Source organism: Patescibacteria group bacterium, from assembly GCA_026397045.1.
In the GTDB taxonomy this organism is placed as follows: domain Bacteria; phylum Patescibacteriota; class Saccharimonadia; order CAILAD01; family BJGX01; genus JAPLVO01.
In genome coordinates, this window is record JAPLVO010000014.1 from 52,998 (window position 1) to 68,605 (window position 15,608).

A 15,608-nucleotide genomic window follows, 5' to 3' on the forward strand; every position below is an offset into this window, starting at 1 on the left:
AAAGCATTACAATAGTAAAGTAGGAGAATATAATGGATAAAAAAGAACTTAAAAAAAAGCTGAGCCCGATGGCGTTTAGAGTTACGCAGGAACACGGCACCGAACCTGCCTTTACGGGCGTATATGTCGACAACCACGCCGAAGGCACATATCGCTGCGTGGTATGTGGGCAAAAACTTTTTGAAAGCGATACTAAATTCGACAGCGGAACTGGCTGGCCTAGCTTCGATAAGGCCATACCAGGATCTACGGTAATGAACTCAGACGACAGGTATGGAATGAATCGCATTGAAGTTAGCTGCAGTAAATGCGGTGCTCACCTGGGGCATATGTTCGATGACGGTCCAAGCAAAACAACTGGGGAAAGATTCTGTATTAATTCCTGTGCACTAGATCTAAAAAAGAAAGAAGGCAAACAATGACGAGTAACCTAAAGGCTGTATTCCTTAATTGCACACTAAAAAAATCACCTAAAAAATCAAATACAGATGCATTAATTCAAAAGGCTGTGGATGTATATGAAGAAATTAAAGTCGATAGCACTGTGATCCGTGTGGTTGACCACAATGTAGCTACTGGGGTTAGCTCAGATGAAGGACATGGTGACGAGTGGCCACAAATTTACAAAAAAGTCTTAGAAGCCGATATTATAATAATTGCTACTCCGATATGGTTTGGGGTGCGCGGTTCAGTCTGCCAGCAGGTAATGGAGCGGCTAAGTGGCGGCTACGACGAAGCAGACCCAAAAACAGGGCAATTCCCACTCTACGGCAAAGTTGGTGCATGCATTGTGACTGGTAATGAAGATGGTGCACATGATGTTTGTGCTAACACGCTATTTAATCTGACCCACATAGGATGCACTATTGCTCCTAACTCCGATAGCTATTGGGTTGGCGAGGCAGGCCCAGGGCCAAGTTACATCGAGGTCGGCCAAAAAAGCCTTTATACCAATAGAACAATCAGATTCTTAGCCCACAACACTGCCTGGATGGCCCAAATGCTCAAAAATAATCCGATACCAACAAATCTCAAAGAACTCGAAGAGAAAGCAAAAAAAGTCAGCACCTAATGCTTGATAAATTTCTTACGCACCCACTATTGGCGCTAAATTTTGCTATCGAGCTAACCCTCGGCCTAACTATGGTTATCTATCCTCAGCTCATTACAAGCCTGGGAGGAGTTGATATTTCAGAAGTCCTACTACGGACATGCGGCATGTTAGCTCTTTCGGTATCGGCTTTCTCTCTACTATCAATTTATTTTATTATAAACACAACCGAGAAGCACAAAGTTAAAAATTTTGTATACTTAAATTTATTGATATTTAATTTAGCCCTAACTATTGGCCTGCTTTATGCAGCGATAACAGGAGAGATATCTTATTTAGGTGCAATTGTTCACGCGCCTTTAGCATTGGCTTTCGCTGTGTCGCTATATCTTAGTTATAAGCGGTAAAGCCTTCTATAGTTGCCAGGGTATGTTTATCAAATAGAACAGCTTTAACCCCCAGCTTAGCTGCTACATCCAAGTAGTGCTGGGTATCATCGACAAAAATTGCTTCGTGCGGCCTTAACTTCAATTTCTCTAAAGCGGACTCGTAGAATCTTGGGTCCGACTTGGCAATCCCGAGCTCGTTGGTGGTTTGAACAAGATCAAAATATCTATCTATGTTATTTTGCTGAAGCCACGGATGTAAATCTACATCCGATGCAGATAATATTGCAAATCTATACTCATCCTTATTTCGCTTAATAAATTCTGCTAATTCTGGATTAAGCTGGCCCTGGATATTGATGACGCCATAAAAATCCCAGAAGATTGCCTTTATCATAAGGTTTCGAGTTCATCTTGCCAGTGCTTAATGAGTTCAAAACTTCCCTGCCAAAACTCTGCTGAACTCATGTCAATTCCGACCTTCTGGAGTATTATTCTGGGGTCCTCAGAGCCCCCTGCGGCGAGAATTTCCTCGATTTTTGGTACGAAGCTTTCGCCTTCACTCTTATATTTGGCATATAGAGCCATGCTAAGTAGTTCGCCAAAATTGTATGCATAGCAATAAAATGGGGTATGAATTATGTGCGGTATATAAGCCCATTCGTACCTAAACATTTCATCGACATCGACACTATCTCCAAATTGCTCTTTAAGATTATCGAGCCACATTTGGCTAAGGTCTTTCTCTTCAACTCCGCTTTTGAGTGCTTCATGCGCTGCTATCTCAAATTTAACGATAAAGTTCTGGCGGCAAACGGTTGCATAACTATCGGCTAACTTTTCACTCAATAATTTTTTCTTGGCATCATTAGTTTTGGCCCTAGAAAGTAATTTTTCAAATAATAACATCTCCCCAAATGTCGAGGCTGTCTCGGCAAGTGGCAAAGTGGCATGCTGAGCAGATATGGTGTGATTATTGGCATAAATACTATGAACACCATGGCCCAGTTCATGGGCTAGAGTGCTCACATCTCGGCCCTTGCCATCGTAATTGAGCAAAACATATGGTGTCACCGATGGCGCTACAGTCATACAAAACGCCCCACCGCGCTTGGTATCACCGGGGTGGGTATCTACATGATTTTGGTCGGTAATCAGCTTAGCATTATCGGCAAACTTAGGGCTAAACTCCCTAAATGACTCATCCACTAAAGCAAGTGCCTCGTCGTATTTATAGTTCTCTACGGAATCACCAATTGGGGCATAGAGGTCAAACCTACTAAGCTTTTCCACTCCCAGCTGGCGGGCCTTAAACCCAAAATACCTTTGGAATACACCAACATTACTAGAGCAGACCTTCATGAGGGTGTCTATGACTTCATCTTGTATATGATTGGCCGTATTTCGCATTCCTATCGCAGACCCATAGCCCCTTAAATCATATTCATAGTTCCAGTCCTTCACTACTGCCTGGTATGCCACAAAGAATTTATCAATGTTTTTTGAGTACTGGTCAAACCTAGCCTTAAAAGCTGCCCTTCGCTCTTCGGGCTTAGCTGAGTAGGCATAGCTGCTTAGCTCGGCATTATTTGAAATTTTCTTAGGCTCCCCACCCTCTGGCTGAAAATCGTAGACCATCTCTGTCTCTATCATATCTCTTAGATCAATAATTACGCTCACGCCGTTTGCATCTTTGGCGGTAATGATATTCTCAGAATTTTCATCTAGGCTGTGGTGGCTCATAAGCCTAGAATAAGTGTATTGATACTCGTTGTCAGGATTCAACCTAAAAAGTCGCATTGCATTTTCGTCGTCTAGCAGCTTCTTGCCAGCCACACTTTTCCCTTTAAGCCAAAGGCTAATAGGGCGTACATTCTTACTAAATTCAATCTCTAAATCCTTTACTTGGTTCTTTAGCTTTAGCGCGAGGCTATCTTTCTGATCGGCAGATTCCATAAGGCTGGGCCTACAACTAAGTCGGTGCATGCCCTCGATGGTAGTTTCATGATGCTTTGTGAAGTCAAGAAAATCATCGTCCGACATATCAGGCGACATCTTTTTAAAATGCCCCGGGAACTGAGCAATCTGAGATTTAGTGAGATTATACAGTTCATCGAAGTTATCCAAGCTAACTACATCGTCTAAGTTCCAGTTTTTTGATTCCATAATACTATTTTACTATAAAGAAACCAGATTATCCTACATTTAATATGCCAAAACACACATTAGAGTAATAATCACCGAGCAAAAGTGCCACATACCATGGTAAACATCATATTTGTGATCCTTACCAGACAATAAGAAATAAAAAGCGATAACCACAAAAATTAAAGCAATCGGAAAATACGGCAGCTTTAAGCCTGACAAATATAATATGTAAAGATTAGCGGTTATTACACTATATGCTAAAATTTTATCTAGTCGCTTCAGCTCCTTTTCATTGGACAAATGATAATATAGCGACACACTGGCAGCCAGTGCGATGAGCAGTCCGTAAGCCCAAAGACCTTTCGTAAAAGCCAGCCCCGCTGGAATGTAAAATGGCACATTGCTCCAGATGGGGATAATTTCTTTATCGGATAGTAGCTTAGATAACCTCATATTATTATAATATCAAGGTTGTACGAAAAAATCATTGATAGCCTGCTACCCAATATAAGTTGCTCTTTATGGTCTACGGCGTTATCTGCCAAATATTCTACCGAGCTGAGAACCGGCGGCTTGCCACCACGGCGCAGTGTAGCGCAGGCGAGGCTTGTCGGCCTCTACTGCTGCAACAATCTTTTTGACTATTGAGCTATTACTTTTTCTCTCAAACAGAGCAAATCTTGCCTCTTCATTTTTCTTGATCTTATCTATTACTTTATTAAAATAAGAAGATTTGTCCATCCAGGCGTATTTGCTATTCATCACCCTCTGATTGAAGCCCGTGGCGTAGGTGCCAGGCTCGACTACAATAATATTGACATTTTTGGTTACTAGCTTAAGCTCTTGGCGCATAATGTCGGCAGCAGCCGAAAGCGAGAATTTGGTCATGCAATAGGCTCCCCAAAAAGCTATCGGCATACGCCCAGCTAATGAGCTAATGATAATAACTTTGCCAGAATCTTTTTTGATCATTTTTTTGAGTACACCCTGGGTTAGTTCAAGGGTGCCAAAAACATTAGTTTCAAAGTTTTTTCTAACATTAGACATTGGTATTTCGGCCAGTGAGCCTGATTCGCCAATAGCGGCGTTGTTTATTAGTACATCGATATCAAGCGCCAGTGCTTTGTCTCTATCTTGTTTCATGGTGATATCGAGTTTGAATATTTCAAGTCTTATGCCCTGCTGCGCGGCAAAGGTCTTAAGTTCTTCTACCGACTTTTCTCTATGTACGGTGGCATATACCTTGTAGCCAAGCCTTGCGAGGGCCACTGCACTGTCTAAGCCTATGCCGCCGCGGCATCCGGTTATTAATACTTTTATCATGACACTCCTTTTGCGGTTTTTTAGCTATTTACAACTTTTATTATAGACCTTTTAGTGCCCATTATCGCAACAAACATTCTCATAATAAAAACCCGAGGCAAGCTCGGGCATTTATTATGGCGGAGAGAGGGATAGCGGCTTGCGCCTTTTCCGCTTCAATCATGCTCGAAGTAAACTTCTGCGCGTGCTTTCGCTCCACCGAACCCTGCTGCAAGCAGCAGTAGGGTTCTCATTATATCTATTCCATAATAAAAACCCGAGGCAAGCTCGGGCATTTATTATGGCGGAGAGAGAGGGATTCGAACCCTCGAGACGGTTGCCCGCCTACACGCTTTCCAAGCGTGCTCCTTCAGCCACTCGGACACCTCTCCGTGCGGGGTATAGTTTAGCAAAAAAAGCCCGTTTTGGGAAAACCTCGTAGCACAAAGTTTGACCCCAATAATACTGCTTAGCCGAGTTCTTTTTTGAGCTTTTCTACCAAATCCACTGGGGTTGGATTAATTCCATTAGCAATTCCAACATAGGCTGAGACATAATCGCCTAGCAAGATAGTAGAAAGCAACTGCTCTATAAGTGTCTGGCCTTGGGCTTCTATAACTATTGGCTCAAAGCCTTTGTCTTTTAAGATATTTTTGGTGATGTCCATGCGCTTTTGCATTTGAGCGCTTTCCAAGCTAGATTCCAGCTGTACAGATACAACATCTTTCTTTTCAGGGAACATCCAGCCCTGGAATTCATTATGATTTAGCTCCGGGTAGGTATTATAAAAACACAATTGCTTGCCATTTTCGTTGATATCTATCTTCCATTTATAGGCGGCCGAGCCAAGTACTGAGCCTGAGTAAATAATCCCGATCTTTCCCGCTAACTGCTCGGCGATTTCCATTGCCCGGTTACTGGTATCATTATCCGGGCTCATCTCAAATTTTAATTTATCTAAAAAGTCTGCAGCATTAATAAGCTGCCCACGCAAATCTGTGGAGGAGGATAGCCTCATGTCCTCAAATAAGCACGCTAAGGCCTTTAGCCCAGCGAATACAGCTAATCTTGGCTGAACCCCTGCAGGTAGCTCTAATAGGCCGTGGTGTTTCTGCTGGGCGAGGTCCATCAGCTCGCCACCAGCTGTCATAATGACTATCCTAGCATTCAGGCCCAAGGCCTGCTTGTAGCAGCTAAGAGCCTCTTCGGTATTGCCGGAATGCGATGACACCACAACTAAGGTGTCTGGGCCTACATAGCTAGGCAAATTGTACCCTCTAGTTATTTCAAAAGGCACCACCAGACTACCGTAAAGCCAGCTTTTAATTATATTTGCAGCCAGTGCCGAGCCACCCATCCCAGCTAGCACTATGCCCGATATACCCACCCCATCTTCGGCAGTGATATCCTCATGCATGGTGTCGGCATAATTGCGCCTCAACTGCTCGGGCTGAGCTCCAATCATGTCGAATATGCGATCTTTATCCAGTTCATTTATTTTAGCTATATCTATCATGTTTCCTCCTAATAGCTATATTGTACCACTTATAATGCCTACATATCAGCTAGGCAAAGTACCTAAGGCCATATTCCACTCGCTTATTAGCCCAACCAAAATATAATATTTATTCTTATAAAGACTTAGGGCCAGAACTTGCGTCCTGGCCCCGGTATTTTATTTACCCACAGATACCACCTGTGCTTCTGAGGAGGAAAGGAGTCCTCAGAAGAAATCGGGCCCTGAGGCTAGAGAGTTCTACGACAGTAGAATAAAGCTTCAAAAGCCTACTCTCTAGCCTCCCCTTGGCTCCCGCGTTTTTTTGGCTTGTGCCAGAATTAAATAATATCATAATTATAGTATTATGTCAATACTATAATATAACTAAATTATAAAAATAACCCCCAACTTTACGGGGGTTATTTTTTTAATCTTTAAGCCACTGGCTACCGGAAGGGAGCTACATCATTCCCCCCATGCCGCCCATGTCTGGCATAGGTGGAGCTGATGCTGCTTCCTTCTGCGGCAATTCTACTACGGCTGCTTCGGTGGTAAGTAGCATCGATGCTGCGCTGGTGGCGTTAATCAATGCACTCTTGGTAACCTTAACAGGATCAATAATACCCCTGGAGAGCATATCGGCCTTTTCGTTCTTAGCAAAATCCCATCCTGTCTTATTGTCATTTGCCTTGACTATTGTTTCAAGTATTACGGCTATGTCTGTGATACCGGCATTAGCAGCTATCTGCCTAATCGGGGCTTCTAGCGACTTACGCACAATAGCTATACCTATCATTTCCTCTTCATCTAGCTTCAAGCCATCTAGCGCCTTTCGGGCCTTGATCAAGGCAGCTCCGCCTCCTGCTACGATTCCTTCTGCTACGGCAGCTTTAGTGGAATTGATGGCATCCTCGATTCGGGCTTTCTTCTCTTTAAGCTCTACTTCTGTTGCCGCACCGACCTTGATAACAGCTACTCCGCTCTCTAATTTGGCGACTCGCTCCTGGAGCTTTTCGATTTCATACTCGGAATTGGTTGTCTTGATCTGATTTTTGATTAAAGCAACTCGCTCTTTGAGCGCGGACTTACTGCCTTTGCCCTCAACTATAGTGGTGTTGTCTTTATCGGCGATAACTTTACGGGCTTCACCAAGCATCTCTATAGCGGCGTCCTCTAGCTTTAGCCCCACTTCTTCAGTAATAACTTGCCCACCCGTTAGGACTGCTAAATCGTGAAGCATTTCTTTGCGTCGATCCCCAAAGGCAGGTGCCTTAATAGCAAGAGCATTGAATGTTCCCCGTAGCTTATTTAAAACAAGTGTGGTTAAGGCCTCCCCGTCTACCTCATCGGCAATTATAACTAAATCCTTTTTGCCATCTGCCGCGAGCTTCTCGAGTAGTGGCAATAGTTCGTTGATAGCACTAATCTTTTTATCTGTGATTAAAATTGGCGCATTCTCCATAACTGCCTCCATGCGAGCTGGATCCGTGACCATATAGGGGCTCACATAGCCCTTATCGAACTGCATACCTTCGACTACTTCTTTTGCTAAGCCTAAAGTCTGTCCCTCTTCGACAGTAACAATTCCGTCTGCACCTATTACATCCATCACCTCGGCTATCAGTTTGCCCACCTCTGGGTCATCAGCCGAAATACTAGCTACATTGGCAATTTCAGTGCTAGCCTTAACGGGCTTGGCTATTCTATCTAGCTCTGTTGAAACCGCTGCGGAGGCCTTCTCTATGCCTCTACGGATCGCCATCGGATTGGCACCAGCAGCAACATTCTTTACTCCCTCATCGACAATAGCTTGTGTCAATACAGTGGCGGTTGTTGTGCCATCGCCTGCCAGGTCGTTAGTTTTGCTAGCCACTTCCTTTACTATTTGTGCCCCCATATTTTCGAAGGCGTCTTCTAGCTCGATTTCTTTGGCAATAGTAACCCCATCGTTAGTGATATTTGGGCTCCCATATTTACTTTCCAGTACAACATTTCGACCTTTAGGACCGAGTGTTACTTTTACAGTGTCGGCTAATTTATCGACACCAGCTTTTAATTTTTTTCGCGCTTCTTCGCTTGATATAATATCTTTTGCCATAATTACTCCTTATTTTATCACCGCGAGGATATCTTCCTCTTTGGCTATCATATAATCTTTATTATCTACCTTTACTTCATCTGGGCCATAGCTCTTATAGAGCACTGTGTCGCCCGCAGCTACTTCTTTGACTTCCTTACCGACTTCAAGAACCTTGGCCATCTTGGGCTTCTCCTGGGCACTGTCGGGCAATATAATGCCACTCTTGGTCTGTTCTAACTGTTCAAGTTGTTCTAACACAATACGATCTGCTAGTGGTTGGATCTTCATCTGCCTCCCTGCTTTAAAATTTAGTATAGTCAGTATTAGCACTCTATACATATGAGTGCTAATTGATATTAATATACATCTGGCAAAAGTTACTTGTCAAGCACTCTACCTATTAGACTGCTAAATGTTATCTCTTATACTCCGCCACTGGGTGGCTAATTGGGCGGATGTACCTTTATGGTGAAGATTAATAATATCTGGGCGAACCCGGATAAAAGCATCTGGGTGGTGGCTCTTAGGCTGGGCTGCGGTATGTCGCAAATGTCGGTGATAGCCGATATCGTCAAGCCTGTCGATAATTCTAAAGCCAGAACTATAAATTCGCATTGGAAGCTTGGGCCAAACAAAGTTTGGTAACTTTTCTTGAATGTATGGGTCGCACTTTAGTATCCCGTACCAAATACTCGCCCCGTATATCGGCTTGGCACAGATCATGGCATAAACCAGCCCAGGCTCATTGACCTTCATTATATCCTTCTGCATCTTAACCCCCTTGGTAGTCAAAAACATACCCAGGCTAAATCTACCTGCAGACACAAATTGATCCTCCAGCTGATGCAGAAGCTTAAGCACGCCCATAAGTATGCCCTTGGAGACAAAAATACGGTTTGGAGAGGTAACTATTAGCAAATCAATATCGCTCTGATCGTGGGCATTCCCGAGAGCAACACTATTTACCACTACTATAGATTTAACAAATGGCAGCATCCCGATAGCTCGAGCCCAGCGAAGAGCTTTTTTGAGCAATATCTGTTGCTGACCCAACATCTTCTTCTGATTAGGATATTTATGAGCCGATAATCCATATTTTCCATCGACCAAAGAAACCTTACCCCGCTTTTCCAAATTTACCAGCTGTTTCTTTATGGCCAAATGGCTTGTTCTTATTGATACCAGGCTAAATATAGTATTAAAGTCTACGCGTAGCCCCCAAACAGCATAGTAGGCTAGTAGATCCAGGCAGGCATGGCTAATTTGCGACTCTCTTTGCTTAGTTTTATAAACACTCATAGATACAGTATATCTCAAATAAAAGCAGAATGACCCAGAGCTTTAAAAACTCTGGGTCTACTATTGGGTGGGAGGCTGGGCCCACGATCTAAGCAATGTTTGCTTTTTACCCCATCAAAGGCAAACATCTATCACACAGGGCTCATTTCTCAATTTACGAGAGCGAGAAGCTATGTGGGTGGGCCCAGCCAAATGTTGCGGTAGTAGCTAGATAAAAAATTTGCTATCTGCTACTACCGCGTTATTCAACAAACAACACTATTCAGCAGTATTCTGCAAGTGATCAGGCAAAATACCGGAATCATGCTGTTTGTTAAAATTGAAAAGTTCGTTCTTATTTTGCTCTAAGAATGAGCTAATATTAAACCCTTACTGGCCAAATATCAAGCAATTTTGTGGATGATTTCCTTTATCTTCTGTAAGCTGGCTTCTGCCGTGGCCCGATCTAGAGCCTCTAAATTTACCCTTAGCAGGGGCTCGGTATTACTGGACCTAATATTGGCCCACCAGGACTTGTTATAAATACTCAGGCCATCTATGTAATCTAGCCGATCGGCTGTAATATTTTGTCGTACCAAATCAATAGCATTTTGTGCGTCTGGAACCTCAAATGTCTGTTCAGCCAGAGCGTAGTACCTACGATAAGGCCGAACTAGCTCGGAAAGCTTTTTGCTAGATTTAGATAAAATAGAAAGAGCCCTCAGGCATGCTATTAACCCACTAGTATCGTTGTTAAATTCAGCAAAGTAATAGTGTTGGGCTTGCTCAATTCCAAGTACCGCGTGGTGCTTAGCCATAGCCTGCTTCATGCTCGGGCGGCCAACTTTTACTTCTATTGCGATCCCGCCTAGTCTTCCAATGATCTCTGGTAGCGCTCTAGAGCATGAGGCATTATAGACAATACTGGATTTCTTTTGCGCCAAAGCCTGATGGGCAAAAACCAAGCCAAGTTCGCTAGCCGAGATAGTTCTACCGGTTTCATCAACCAGCATAGCCCTGTCCGCATCTCCATCAAATGCAACGCCGCAGTCAAACCCGCCGGAGCTAACCTTGCTCTTTAGATCTACCAAATTGGCCTCTATCATGGGATTAGGATGATGGTGGGGAAAGTTACCGTCGGGAGTTAAATACAGCCCAACGATGTTTAGGTTGGTCTTTTTGAGTAGGCTCTCCACGACAATACCCCCCATGCCGTTACCGGCGTCCCAGGCTACCTTCAGCGGACGGTCAATGCTGCCTGCCGCCTTAATAGCGAAGTCAACCCACAGGTTGGTAATATCAATCTTTTCCACGCTACCGATATCCACGGCTGGTGAAAACACCATATCCTTAGCCATAGACCTTATAATTTCTAGGCCCGACCCCATACCTATCGGTGCTCCACCCTTACTGGTCAGCTTAATGCCATTATAGCCACGGGGATCGTGACTGGCTGTAACCATGGCGCCTCCAGCAAGCCCTTTGGATTCAATGGCATAGTAGAGCATATCTGTGCTTACCTGGCCAATATCCAGGACATCCCTACCCTGCTCAGTCAGGCCTCGGACGATATTATCTGCCAAATCAATAGAATCCAGCCTCATGTCCTTGCCTACAGCGACTTGGCCTGGAGGCAAATACTGTGCCATCGACTGCCCCACTCTGTAGGCAAGCTCGGGAGACACACCCTTGGCGCTTTCGCCGCGGATGTCATAAGCCTTAAATACAGATGGATTAAATAGCATAACTATATTCTACCAGAATAAGTTCTTTCGTATTCTGGCATATAGCCTAAGAAAATACTCTTCTTGGTTAGCCCATAGCTTATACTTAGTAGAATTTATGGGCATATCCCAGCAACCGACAAACTCCACGACATTATCGCTAAAACTACGCTTAAATTGATACAGGCCAGATTGGGGATGCTTGCTGTCAGACAATTTGGCTATAGGCGGCACCCCAACCATATCATAGAGCTTATCGCCATTTTGCTTAGCCCACTTAATTGCCTCCCACTGCAGTAGGTATGGTGCCATTAGATTGCGCTTCGAGTCATAGGATCCGCCGTCCTTGTAATACGCTCGGCCCGAGAACCTGGCCACGAATACAGCGCCTAAGACCTCACTTTGATGCGTAGCCACTAGTAATTGACCCAACCCAGCAGCACTGAGCTCTCGCCAGTAGTTGCCAAAATGCTGCTTGGGGCGCAGAAAATATCCGCCACGCTTTTGGGTGGTTTGCATTAAATCGTACATCAAGTCCACAGCTGAATCATCCATTGGGCGACGCTCCACCTTCACGCCTTTGCGCTCTGCTAGGCGAATATTGTAACGAGTCTTGGACTTAAAATTAGTCATTATTCCGTCCAGGCTATCAGAAATATCCAGAATAATAGTGGCTTTAGATTGAAGATCCAGGCGATACTTAAGATACCCAAGCCGACCGAGGTCTAGGCTGGTACTAAATTCTAGCTCTGGCTCGATTTTAACGAGTATCGCTTGCTTATCTAGCTTTCTTAAAAAGCTTACAAGATCAGCTGAAAACTCCATAAAATGAGCCTCGGCTAGCTTGCTGGCTTGATAGTTTTTGAAAAACCCCGGACCCTTGCTGCAATAGTAGATATTGCCAAGAATCGAAGCTGGTTTTTTGATCAACAAAAATGCTACAAAATAGGCCGTGGCTTCGTAAATACAATACACTGGCTGCCAGCCGCCAGCCTGTTTGATACTTGCCCAGGCTTGGCTCTGATAAAGATGCCCACCATCGAAGTTTGAACATATTAGCTCATCCCACCGAGCTATCTCGAGCTCAGTCGCGAGCCGAATCACTAGCTGCGACCTCTAAATTTTTTATAAATCCTATAGGCTTTGTATTTAGGCTTATTGATCGGTATGTCATAGGTGCCCAAATAGGCCACAGTCTCTCCCCCAAAACCTTTCTTGAATGAAGTTATACCGGCCCACTTGTGCTTGGAGTTATCATCGGGTGCGACTCCCCAGAGATCAAATGCCGTACTACCAGATTGCTTTGCATCTAGGATAGCCTGCCACATCATGCAGACTGTGGCCTTGTGCTTCCTGTTTAGGTCCTGAAAAGCCCCAGCATACGCGTAGCTCCTAACGCCGTTATAATCGTAAAACAATGCACCAGCCACAGGCTCGCCGTCAGCTTTAGCCAAATACAGCTTCATGCTACCGCTTGGGCTCATCTGCTTGAACACCTGCCGATAGTAGCTATCCGGGTAAAAAGTCACTTTCGCACGCTTTGCAGTGTCTCGCAGCATTCCCAGGAATATTTCGAGGCCTTCCTGACTGTCTGTAGACAAAACCTCAACTCCCCGCTTGCTAGCACCATTTATATCGGAACGATGACCAGATCTCAGATTAGCCCTGAGGGCATCGATCGGCTTGGTGATATCAATTACCTGAGTGTGCTCTGGGTCGACTTCAGATGTCTTGATAGCCCCTATACTATCCAGGTCTGATTTACCAATAACCCCCATCGGCTCGATTCTAACAAAATCAAAGCCTTCTTGGGTGGCAAAAGCCGCAACGGATTCCAGTGCGTCCTTAGCGTTAAGACTGGCGGTTGGTCCATAGGGCACATTTAAGTACCTCAGGCCACGCGATTTACGCTCAAACCCAACCCAGCTCCAGTGATTAGATCTTTCGAAATAAGCACTTCGACCCATAGACTCTTGAACCTCCGACCACACCATGCCCTGAAGCACAGATGCGCCAAGGCTTTTTTGCAGTACATCCCAATCGTTAGGTAAATTTTCCATGACTCTATTGTAGCAAGCATGCTTGTCTATGTCTTGCGGTGCTATACAATAGTCAATAATGAATATATTAGCAATCGAATCAAGTTGCGACGAAACTGCTGTCGCGATAATACAAGACGGGACTAAAATACTGTCCAATATCATCTTCTCCCAGGCTGAAATACACGCTCCTTATGGCGGGGTTGTACCTGAAGTAGCAGCTCGATCGCACATAGAAGTTATTATTCCAGTAATCGAGAAGGCCTTCGAGGAGTCTGGCCTGGGCTGGGATAATATTGATGCAATCGCCGTCACTAAGGGGCCTGGCCTAATAGGGTCATTGATAATTGGGGTTATGACTGCCAAAACTCTGGCAATAACCAAAAACAAACCCTTGATCGGCGTTAATCATATTTGGGCACATGCTTTTGCTAGTTTTCTAACAGACAACCCACCGCAATTTCCTTTTCTGGCGCTTACTGTATCTGGCGGGCACACTGCCCTATCTATTTATAAACAAGACCTATCGCGAGAAGTGCTCGGTGAAACACTTGATGATGCCGCGGGTGAAGCCTTCGACAAAGTCGCCAAGCTTATTGGCCTCCCCTACCCTGGTGGGCCAGCTATCTCAAAAGCCTCCGAAAATGGCAACCAAGACGCCTATAGCTTCCCTATAGCAAATCTCCCTAAAAATACTTTTGATTTTAGTTTTTCCGGACTCAAAACTGCAGTACTAAGGCAGGTCCAGGAAATTACGGGTGTGAATCCAGGGGCTATGGAAAAGAAAAAAACATATCAACTCGAAGATAGAATTGTCGCCGACATTTCGGCTTCATTCCAGAAAGCTGCCGTTGGTGCACTGGTGGCCCAGACCCATAAAGCCTACCTGCGATATAGCCCCAAGGCACTCGTGGTTGGAGGTGGAGTAGCCTGCAATGCCTACTTGCGCGAAAAGTTAACAGCTATAATGCCCGATGCGATCTTCGTTCCTCCAGTTCTCTGCACTGATAACGCAGCAATGTTGGGAGCCCTAGCCTACCAAATGGCCGTTGCTAATTTATACCAAGACCCAAACACCCTAAGGGCTGATTCTAGTCTAGAAACGATATAATAAATCAAATAAAAGAGATGTGCCTTATTATAGGGAATATTGATATTTTTACTTAACTGGGCCGACTTCGTCTAATTTTGCGCCGATATTGCTTAGTTCAGTTTCTTTTTTAACTACACTTTCTTGCATGGTAGAAATTTTAGAGTTCATGTCGTCGATTTGTTCCTGAACTTCATCTTTCAGTTTATTTAGGTTATCAACTGCCCGCTGCTTTGCGTCGTTTAATCTTTCTACTTCAGCCGAAAAGCGCTTACCTGTAGGGCCTTGGTCTTCATCGCTTGAGTCGGATTCTTTGCTTGGCTTGTCTTCCTTCATGGAAAATACGGGTAGTGGCTTATGCTTAGGTTCGGGATCGCTCTTGGAATCAGAATTTGTACTAGCAACCGGGCTCAAGGCCAGCTCTACGGGAGCTTCTGGCTCGGACTTTTTGCTATTGTCTATGATCTGATCTTCGCGAATACCAGCGGAAGGAGTAATTGATGGCTTAAACATCTCCCCTGGCTCGGCCGTGTTTGTGCTCGAAGAGTCGCCTAGGTCTGTATTCAAATCGGTCATCGCGGGAACTTCTGCGGTGGCTTCTGGCTTATCTTCGGAGGGCATTCCCATTGCCATCCCGGCTTCCTTGATGTTGAAAGTATCATCTTGGCCCATAGTAGTGTCCATGGAGGATACATCGTAAGCGTTACTATCAATATCCTCGGCTTGAGTTGCGGGCAGCATGGAGGGAGGGAGTGTGCCGTTAAGAGGCGGCAGGGCTGAATCAGCCATTACTGGAGTGGATTGGTCGGTGCTGTCTTCTGGTGGTAATGTCGAGACGCTATCGTTCTGAGGCTTAACCAAAACTGCCGTTGCCGAACCATCAGCCATCGGAGCTCGCTCATCCCATTCCTCATCAATTTCTAGCGGACTATATATATCTTTCATGTAGCAATTCCTTTCGATAAACTATTCATACAAGTTATCCTTATTGTAGTGATTATTATACCGACTG

The 15,608-nt window shown here is 44.6% G+C and carries 16 protein-coding genes and 1 tRNA gene; 4 read left to right on the forward strand and 13 right to left on the reverse strand.

Going from position 1 to position 15,608, the window contains the following annotated elements; all coding sequences use genetic code 11:
* Window positions 1–32 precede the first annotated feature (32 nt).
* From msrB to NT111_03120, 3 genes are read left to right on the forward strand one after another with little or no spacing between them, the layout of a single operon-like run.
* Complete coding sequence (gene msrB / locus NT111_03110) at window positions 33–422, forward strand: peptide-methionine (R)-S-oxide reductase MsrB (GenBank protein ID MCX6804979.1); 390 nt, start codon at window positions 33–35, stop codon at window positions 420–422.
* A complete protein-coding gene (locus NT111_03115) occupies window positions 419–1,072 on the forward strand; it encodes a flavodoxin family protein (protein ID MCX6804980.1) in 654 nt (217 codons plus the stop codon). The genes msrB and NT111_03115 overlap by 4 nt, the downstream gene beginning before the upstream one ends.
* Entirely contained in the window at window positions 1,072–1,458 is a 387-nt protein-coding gene (locus tag NT111_03120; protein MCX6804981.1) for a hypothetical protein, read from the forward strand. Before NT111_03115 ends, NT111_03120 begins: the two co-directional genes overlap by 1 nt.
* Here the strand turns inward: NT111_03120 and NT111_03125 are convergent.
* The 12 genes from NT111_03125 to NT111_03180 all read right to left on the reverse strand — a co-directional run bounded on the left by NT111_03125 (window position 1,442) and on the right by NT111_03180 (window position 13,527).
* Window positions 1,442–1,834 carry an HAD family hydrolase gene (locus NT111_03125; GenBank protein ID MCX6804982.1) on the reverse strand — a complete coding sequence of 131 codons (393 nt, stop codon included), beginning with the start codon at window positions 1,832–1,834 and terminating at the stop codon, window positions 1,442–1,444. The genes NT111_03120 and NT111_03125 overlap by 17 nt on opposite strands.
* Window positions 1,831–3,603, reverse strand: a complete 1,773-nt coding sequence (locus NT111_03130) for a M3 family oligoendopeptidase (GenBank protein MCX6804983.1) — start codon at window positions 3,601–3,603, stop codon at window positions 1,831–1,833. The genes NT111_03125 and NT111_03130 overlap by 4 nt, the downstream gene beginning before the upstream one ends.
* Window positions 3,604–3,642: 39 nt before the next feature.
* On the reverse strand, window positions 3,643–4,038 hold the full coding sequence (locus NT111_03135; protein ID MCX6804984.1) for a hypothetical protein: 396 nt from the start codon (window positions 4,036–4,038) through the stop codon (window positions 3,643–3,645).
* Window positions 4,039–4,119: 81 nt separating this feature from the next.
* Window positions 4,120–4,908: an SDR family NAD(P)-dependent oxidoreductase gene (locus tag NT111_03140; GenBank protein MCX6804985.1), complete on the reverse strand. Its 789-nt coding sequence runs from the start codon at window positions 4,906–4,908 to the stop codon at window positions 4,120–4,122.
* Window positions 4,909–5,189: 281 nt separating this feature from the next.
* A tRNA-Ser gene (locus NT111_03145) sits at window positions 5,190–5,279 on the reverse strand.
* Window positions 5,280–5,356: 77 nt separating this feature from the next.
* Window positions 5,357–6,403 carry a bifunctional phosphoglucose/phosphomannose isomerase gene (locus NT111_03150; GenBank protein ID MCX6804986.1) on the reverse strand — a complete coding sequence of 349 codons (1,047 nt, stop codon included), beginning with the start codon at window positions 6,401–6,403 and terminating at the stop codon, window positions 5,357–5,359.
* Window positions 6,404–6,845: 442 nt separating this feature from the next.
* On the reverse strand, window positions 6,846–8,483 hold the full coding sequence (groL, locus tag NT111_03155) for a chaperonin GroEL (GenBank protein ID MCX6804987.1): 1,638 nt from the start codon (window positions 8,481–8,483) through the stop codon (window positions 6,846–6,848).
* Between the two features lie 9 nt (window positions 8,484–8,492).
* Complete coding sequence (locus NT111_03160) at window positions 8,493–8,753, reverse strand: co-chaperone GroES (protein MCX6804988.1); 261 nt, start codon at window positions 8,751–8,753, stop codon at window positions 8,493–8,495.
* Window positions 8,754–8,873: 120 nt separating this feature from the next.
* Complete coding sequence (locus NT111_03165; GenBank protein ID MCX6804989.1) at window positions 8,874–9,764, reverse strand: nucleotidyltransferase domain-containing protein; 891 nt, start codon at window positions 9,762–9,764, stop codon at window positions 8,874–8,876.
* Between the two features lie 383 nt (window positions 9,765–10,147).
* Window positions 10,148–11,488, reverse strand: coding sequence for a phosphomannomutase/phosphoglucomutase (locus tag NT111_03170; GenBank protein ID MCX6804990.1), 1,341 nt, complete (start codon window positions 11,486–11,488; stop codon window positions 10,148–10,150).
* Between the two features lie 9 nt (window positions 11,489–11,497).
* Window positions 11,498–12,571: a peptidoglycan bridge formation glycyltransferase FemA/FemB family protein gene (locus tag NT111_03175; GenBank protein MCX6804991.1), complete on the reverse strand. Its 1,074-nt coding sequence runs from the start codon at window positions 12,569–12,571 to the stop codon at window positions 11,498–11,500.
* The gene (locus tag NT111_03180; protein MCX6804992.1) at window positions 12,571–13,527 is read right to left on the reverse strand and encodes a peptidoglycan bridge formation glycyltransferase FemA/FemB family protein; all 957 of its coding nucleotides are present in this window, start codon (window positions 13,525–13,527) and stop codon (window positions 12,571–12,573) included. Before NT111_03180 ends, NT111_03175 begins: the two co-directional genes overlap by 1 nt.
* 58 nt (window positions 13,528–13,585) lie before the next feature.
* Here NT111_03180 and tsaD point away from each other — a divergent pair, with 58 nt between their 5' ends.
* Window positions 13,586–14,617 carry a tRNA (adenosine(37)-N6)-threonylcarbamoyltransferase complex transferase subunit TsaD gene (tsaD, locus tag NT111_03185; GenBank protein MCX6804993.1) on the forward strand — a complete coding sequence of 344 codons (1,032 nt, stop codon included), beginning with the start codon at window positions 13,586–13,588 and terminating at the stop codon, window positions 14,615–14,617.
* A 48-nt stretch (window positions 14,618–14,665) separates the two neighbouring features.
* Here the strand turns inward: tsaD and NT111_03190 are convergent, their stop codons facing one another.
* Entirely contained in the window at window positions 14,666–15,541 is an 876-nt protein-coding gene (locus NT111_03190) for a hypothetical protein (protein MCX6804994.1), read from the reverse strand.
* Between the last annotated feature and the right edge of the window lie 67 nt (window positions 15,542–15,608).

Bases quoted from the DNA above. Each gene is read 5' to 3' on its own strand.
- msrB (MCX6804979.1), top strand. From the start codon at position 33: ATGGATAAAAAAGAACTTAAAAAAAAGCTGAGCCCGATGGCGTTTAGA.
- NT111_03115 (MCX6804980.1), top strand. From the start codon at position 419: ATGACGAGTAACCTAAAGGCTGTATTCCTTAATTGCACACTAAAAAAA.
- NT111_03120 (MCX6804981.1), top strand. From the start codon at position 1,072: ATGCTTGATAAATTTCTTACGCACCCACTATTGGCGCTAAATTTTGCT.
- NT111_03125 (MCX6804982.1), bottom strand. From the start codon at position 1,834: ATGATAAAGGCAATCTTCTGGGATTTTTATGGCGTCATCAATATCCAG.
- NT111_03130 (MCX6804983.1), bottom strand. From the start codon at position 3,603: ATGGAATCAAAAAACTGGAACTTAGACGATGTAGTTAGCTTGGATAAC.
- NT111_03135 (MCX6804984.1), bottom strand. From the start codon at position 4,038: ATGAGGTTATCTAAGCTACTATCCGATAAAGAAATTATCCCCATCTGG.
- NT111_03140 (MCX6804985.1), bottom strand. From the start codon at position 4,908: ATGATAAAAGTATTAATAACCGGATGCCGCGGCGGCATAGGCTTAGAC.
- NT111_03150 (MCX6804986.1), bottom strand. From the start codon at position 6,403: ATGATAGATATAGCTAAAATAAATGAACTGGATAAAGATCGCATATTC.
- groL (MCX6804987.1), bottom strand. From the start codon at position 8,483: ATGGCAAAAGATATTATATCAAGCGAAGAAGCGCGAAAAAAATTAAAA.
- NT111_03160 (MCX6804988.1), bottom strand. From the start codon at position 8,753: ATGAAGATCCAACCACTAGCAGATCGTATTGTGTTAGAACAACTTGAA.
- NT111_03165 (MCX6804989.1), bottom strand. From the start codon at position 9,764: ATGAGTGTTTATAAAACTAAGCAAAGAGAGTCGCAAATTAGCCATGCC.
- NT111_03170 (MCX6804990.1), bottom strand. From the start codon at position 11,488: ATGCTATTTAATCCATCTGTATTTAAGGCTTATGACATCCGCGGCGAA.
- NT111_03180 (MCX6804992.1), bottom strand. From the start codon at position 13,527: ATGGAAAATTTACCTAACGATTGGGATGTACTGCAAAAAAGCCTTGGC.
- tsaD (MCX6804993.1), top strand. From the start codon at position 13,586: ATGAATATATTAGCAATCGAATCAAGTTGCGACGAAACTGCTGTCGCG.
- NT111_03190 (MCX6804994.1), bottom strand. From the start codon at position 15,541: ATGAAAGATATATATAGTCCGCTAGAAATTGATGAGGAATGGGATGAG.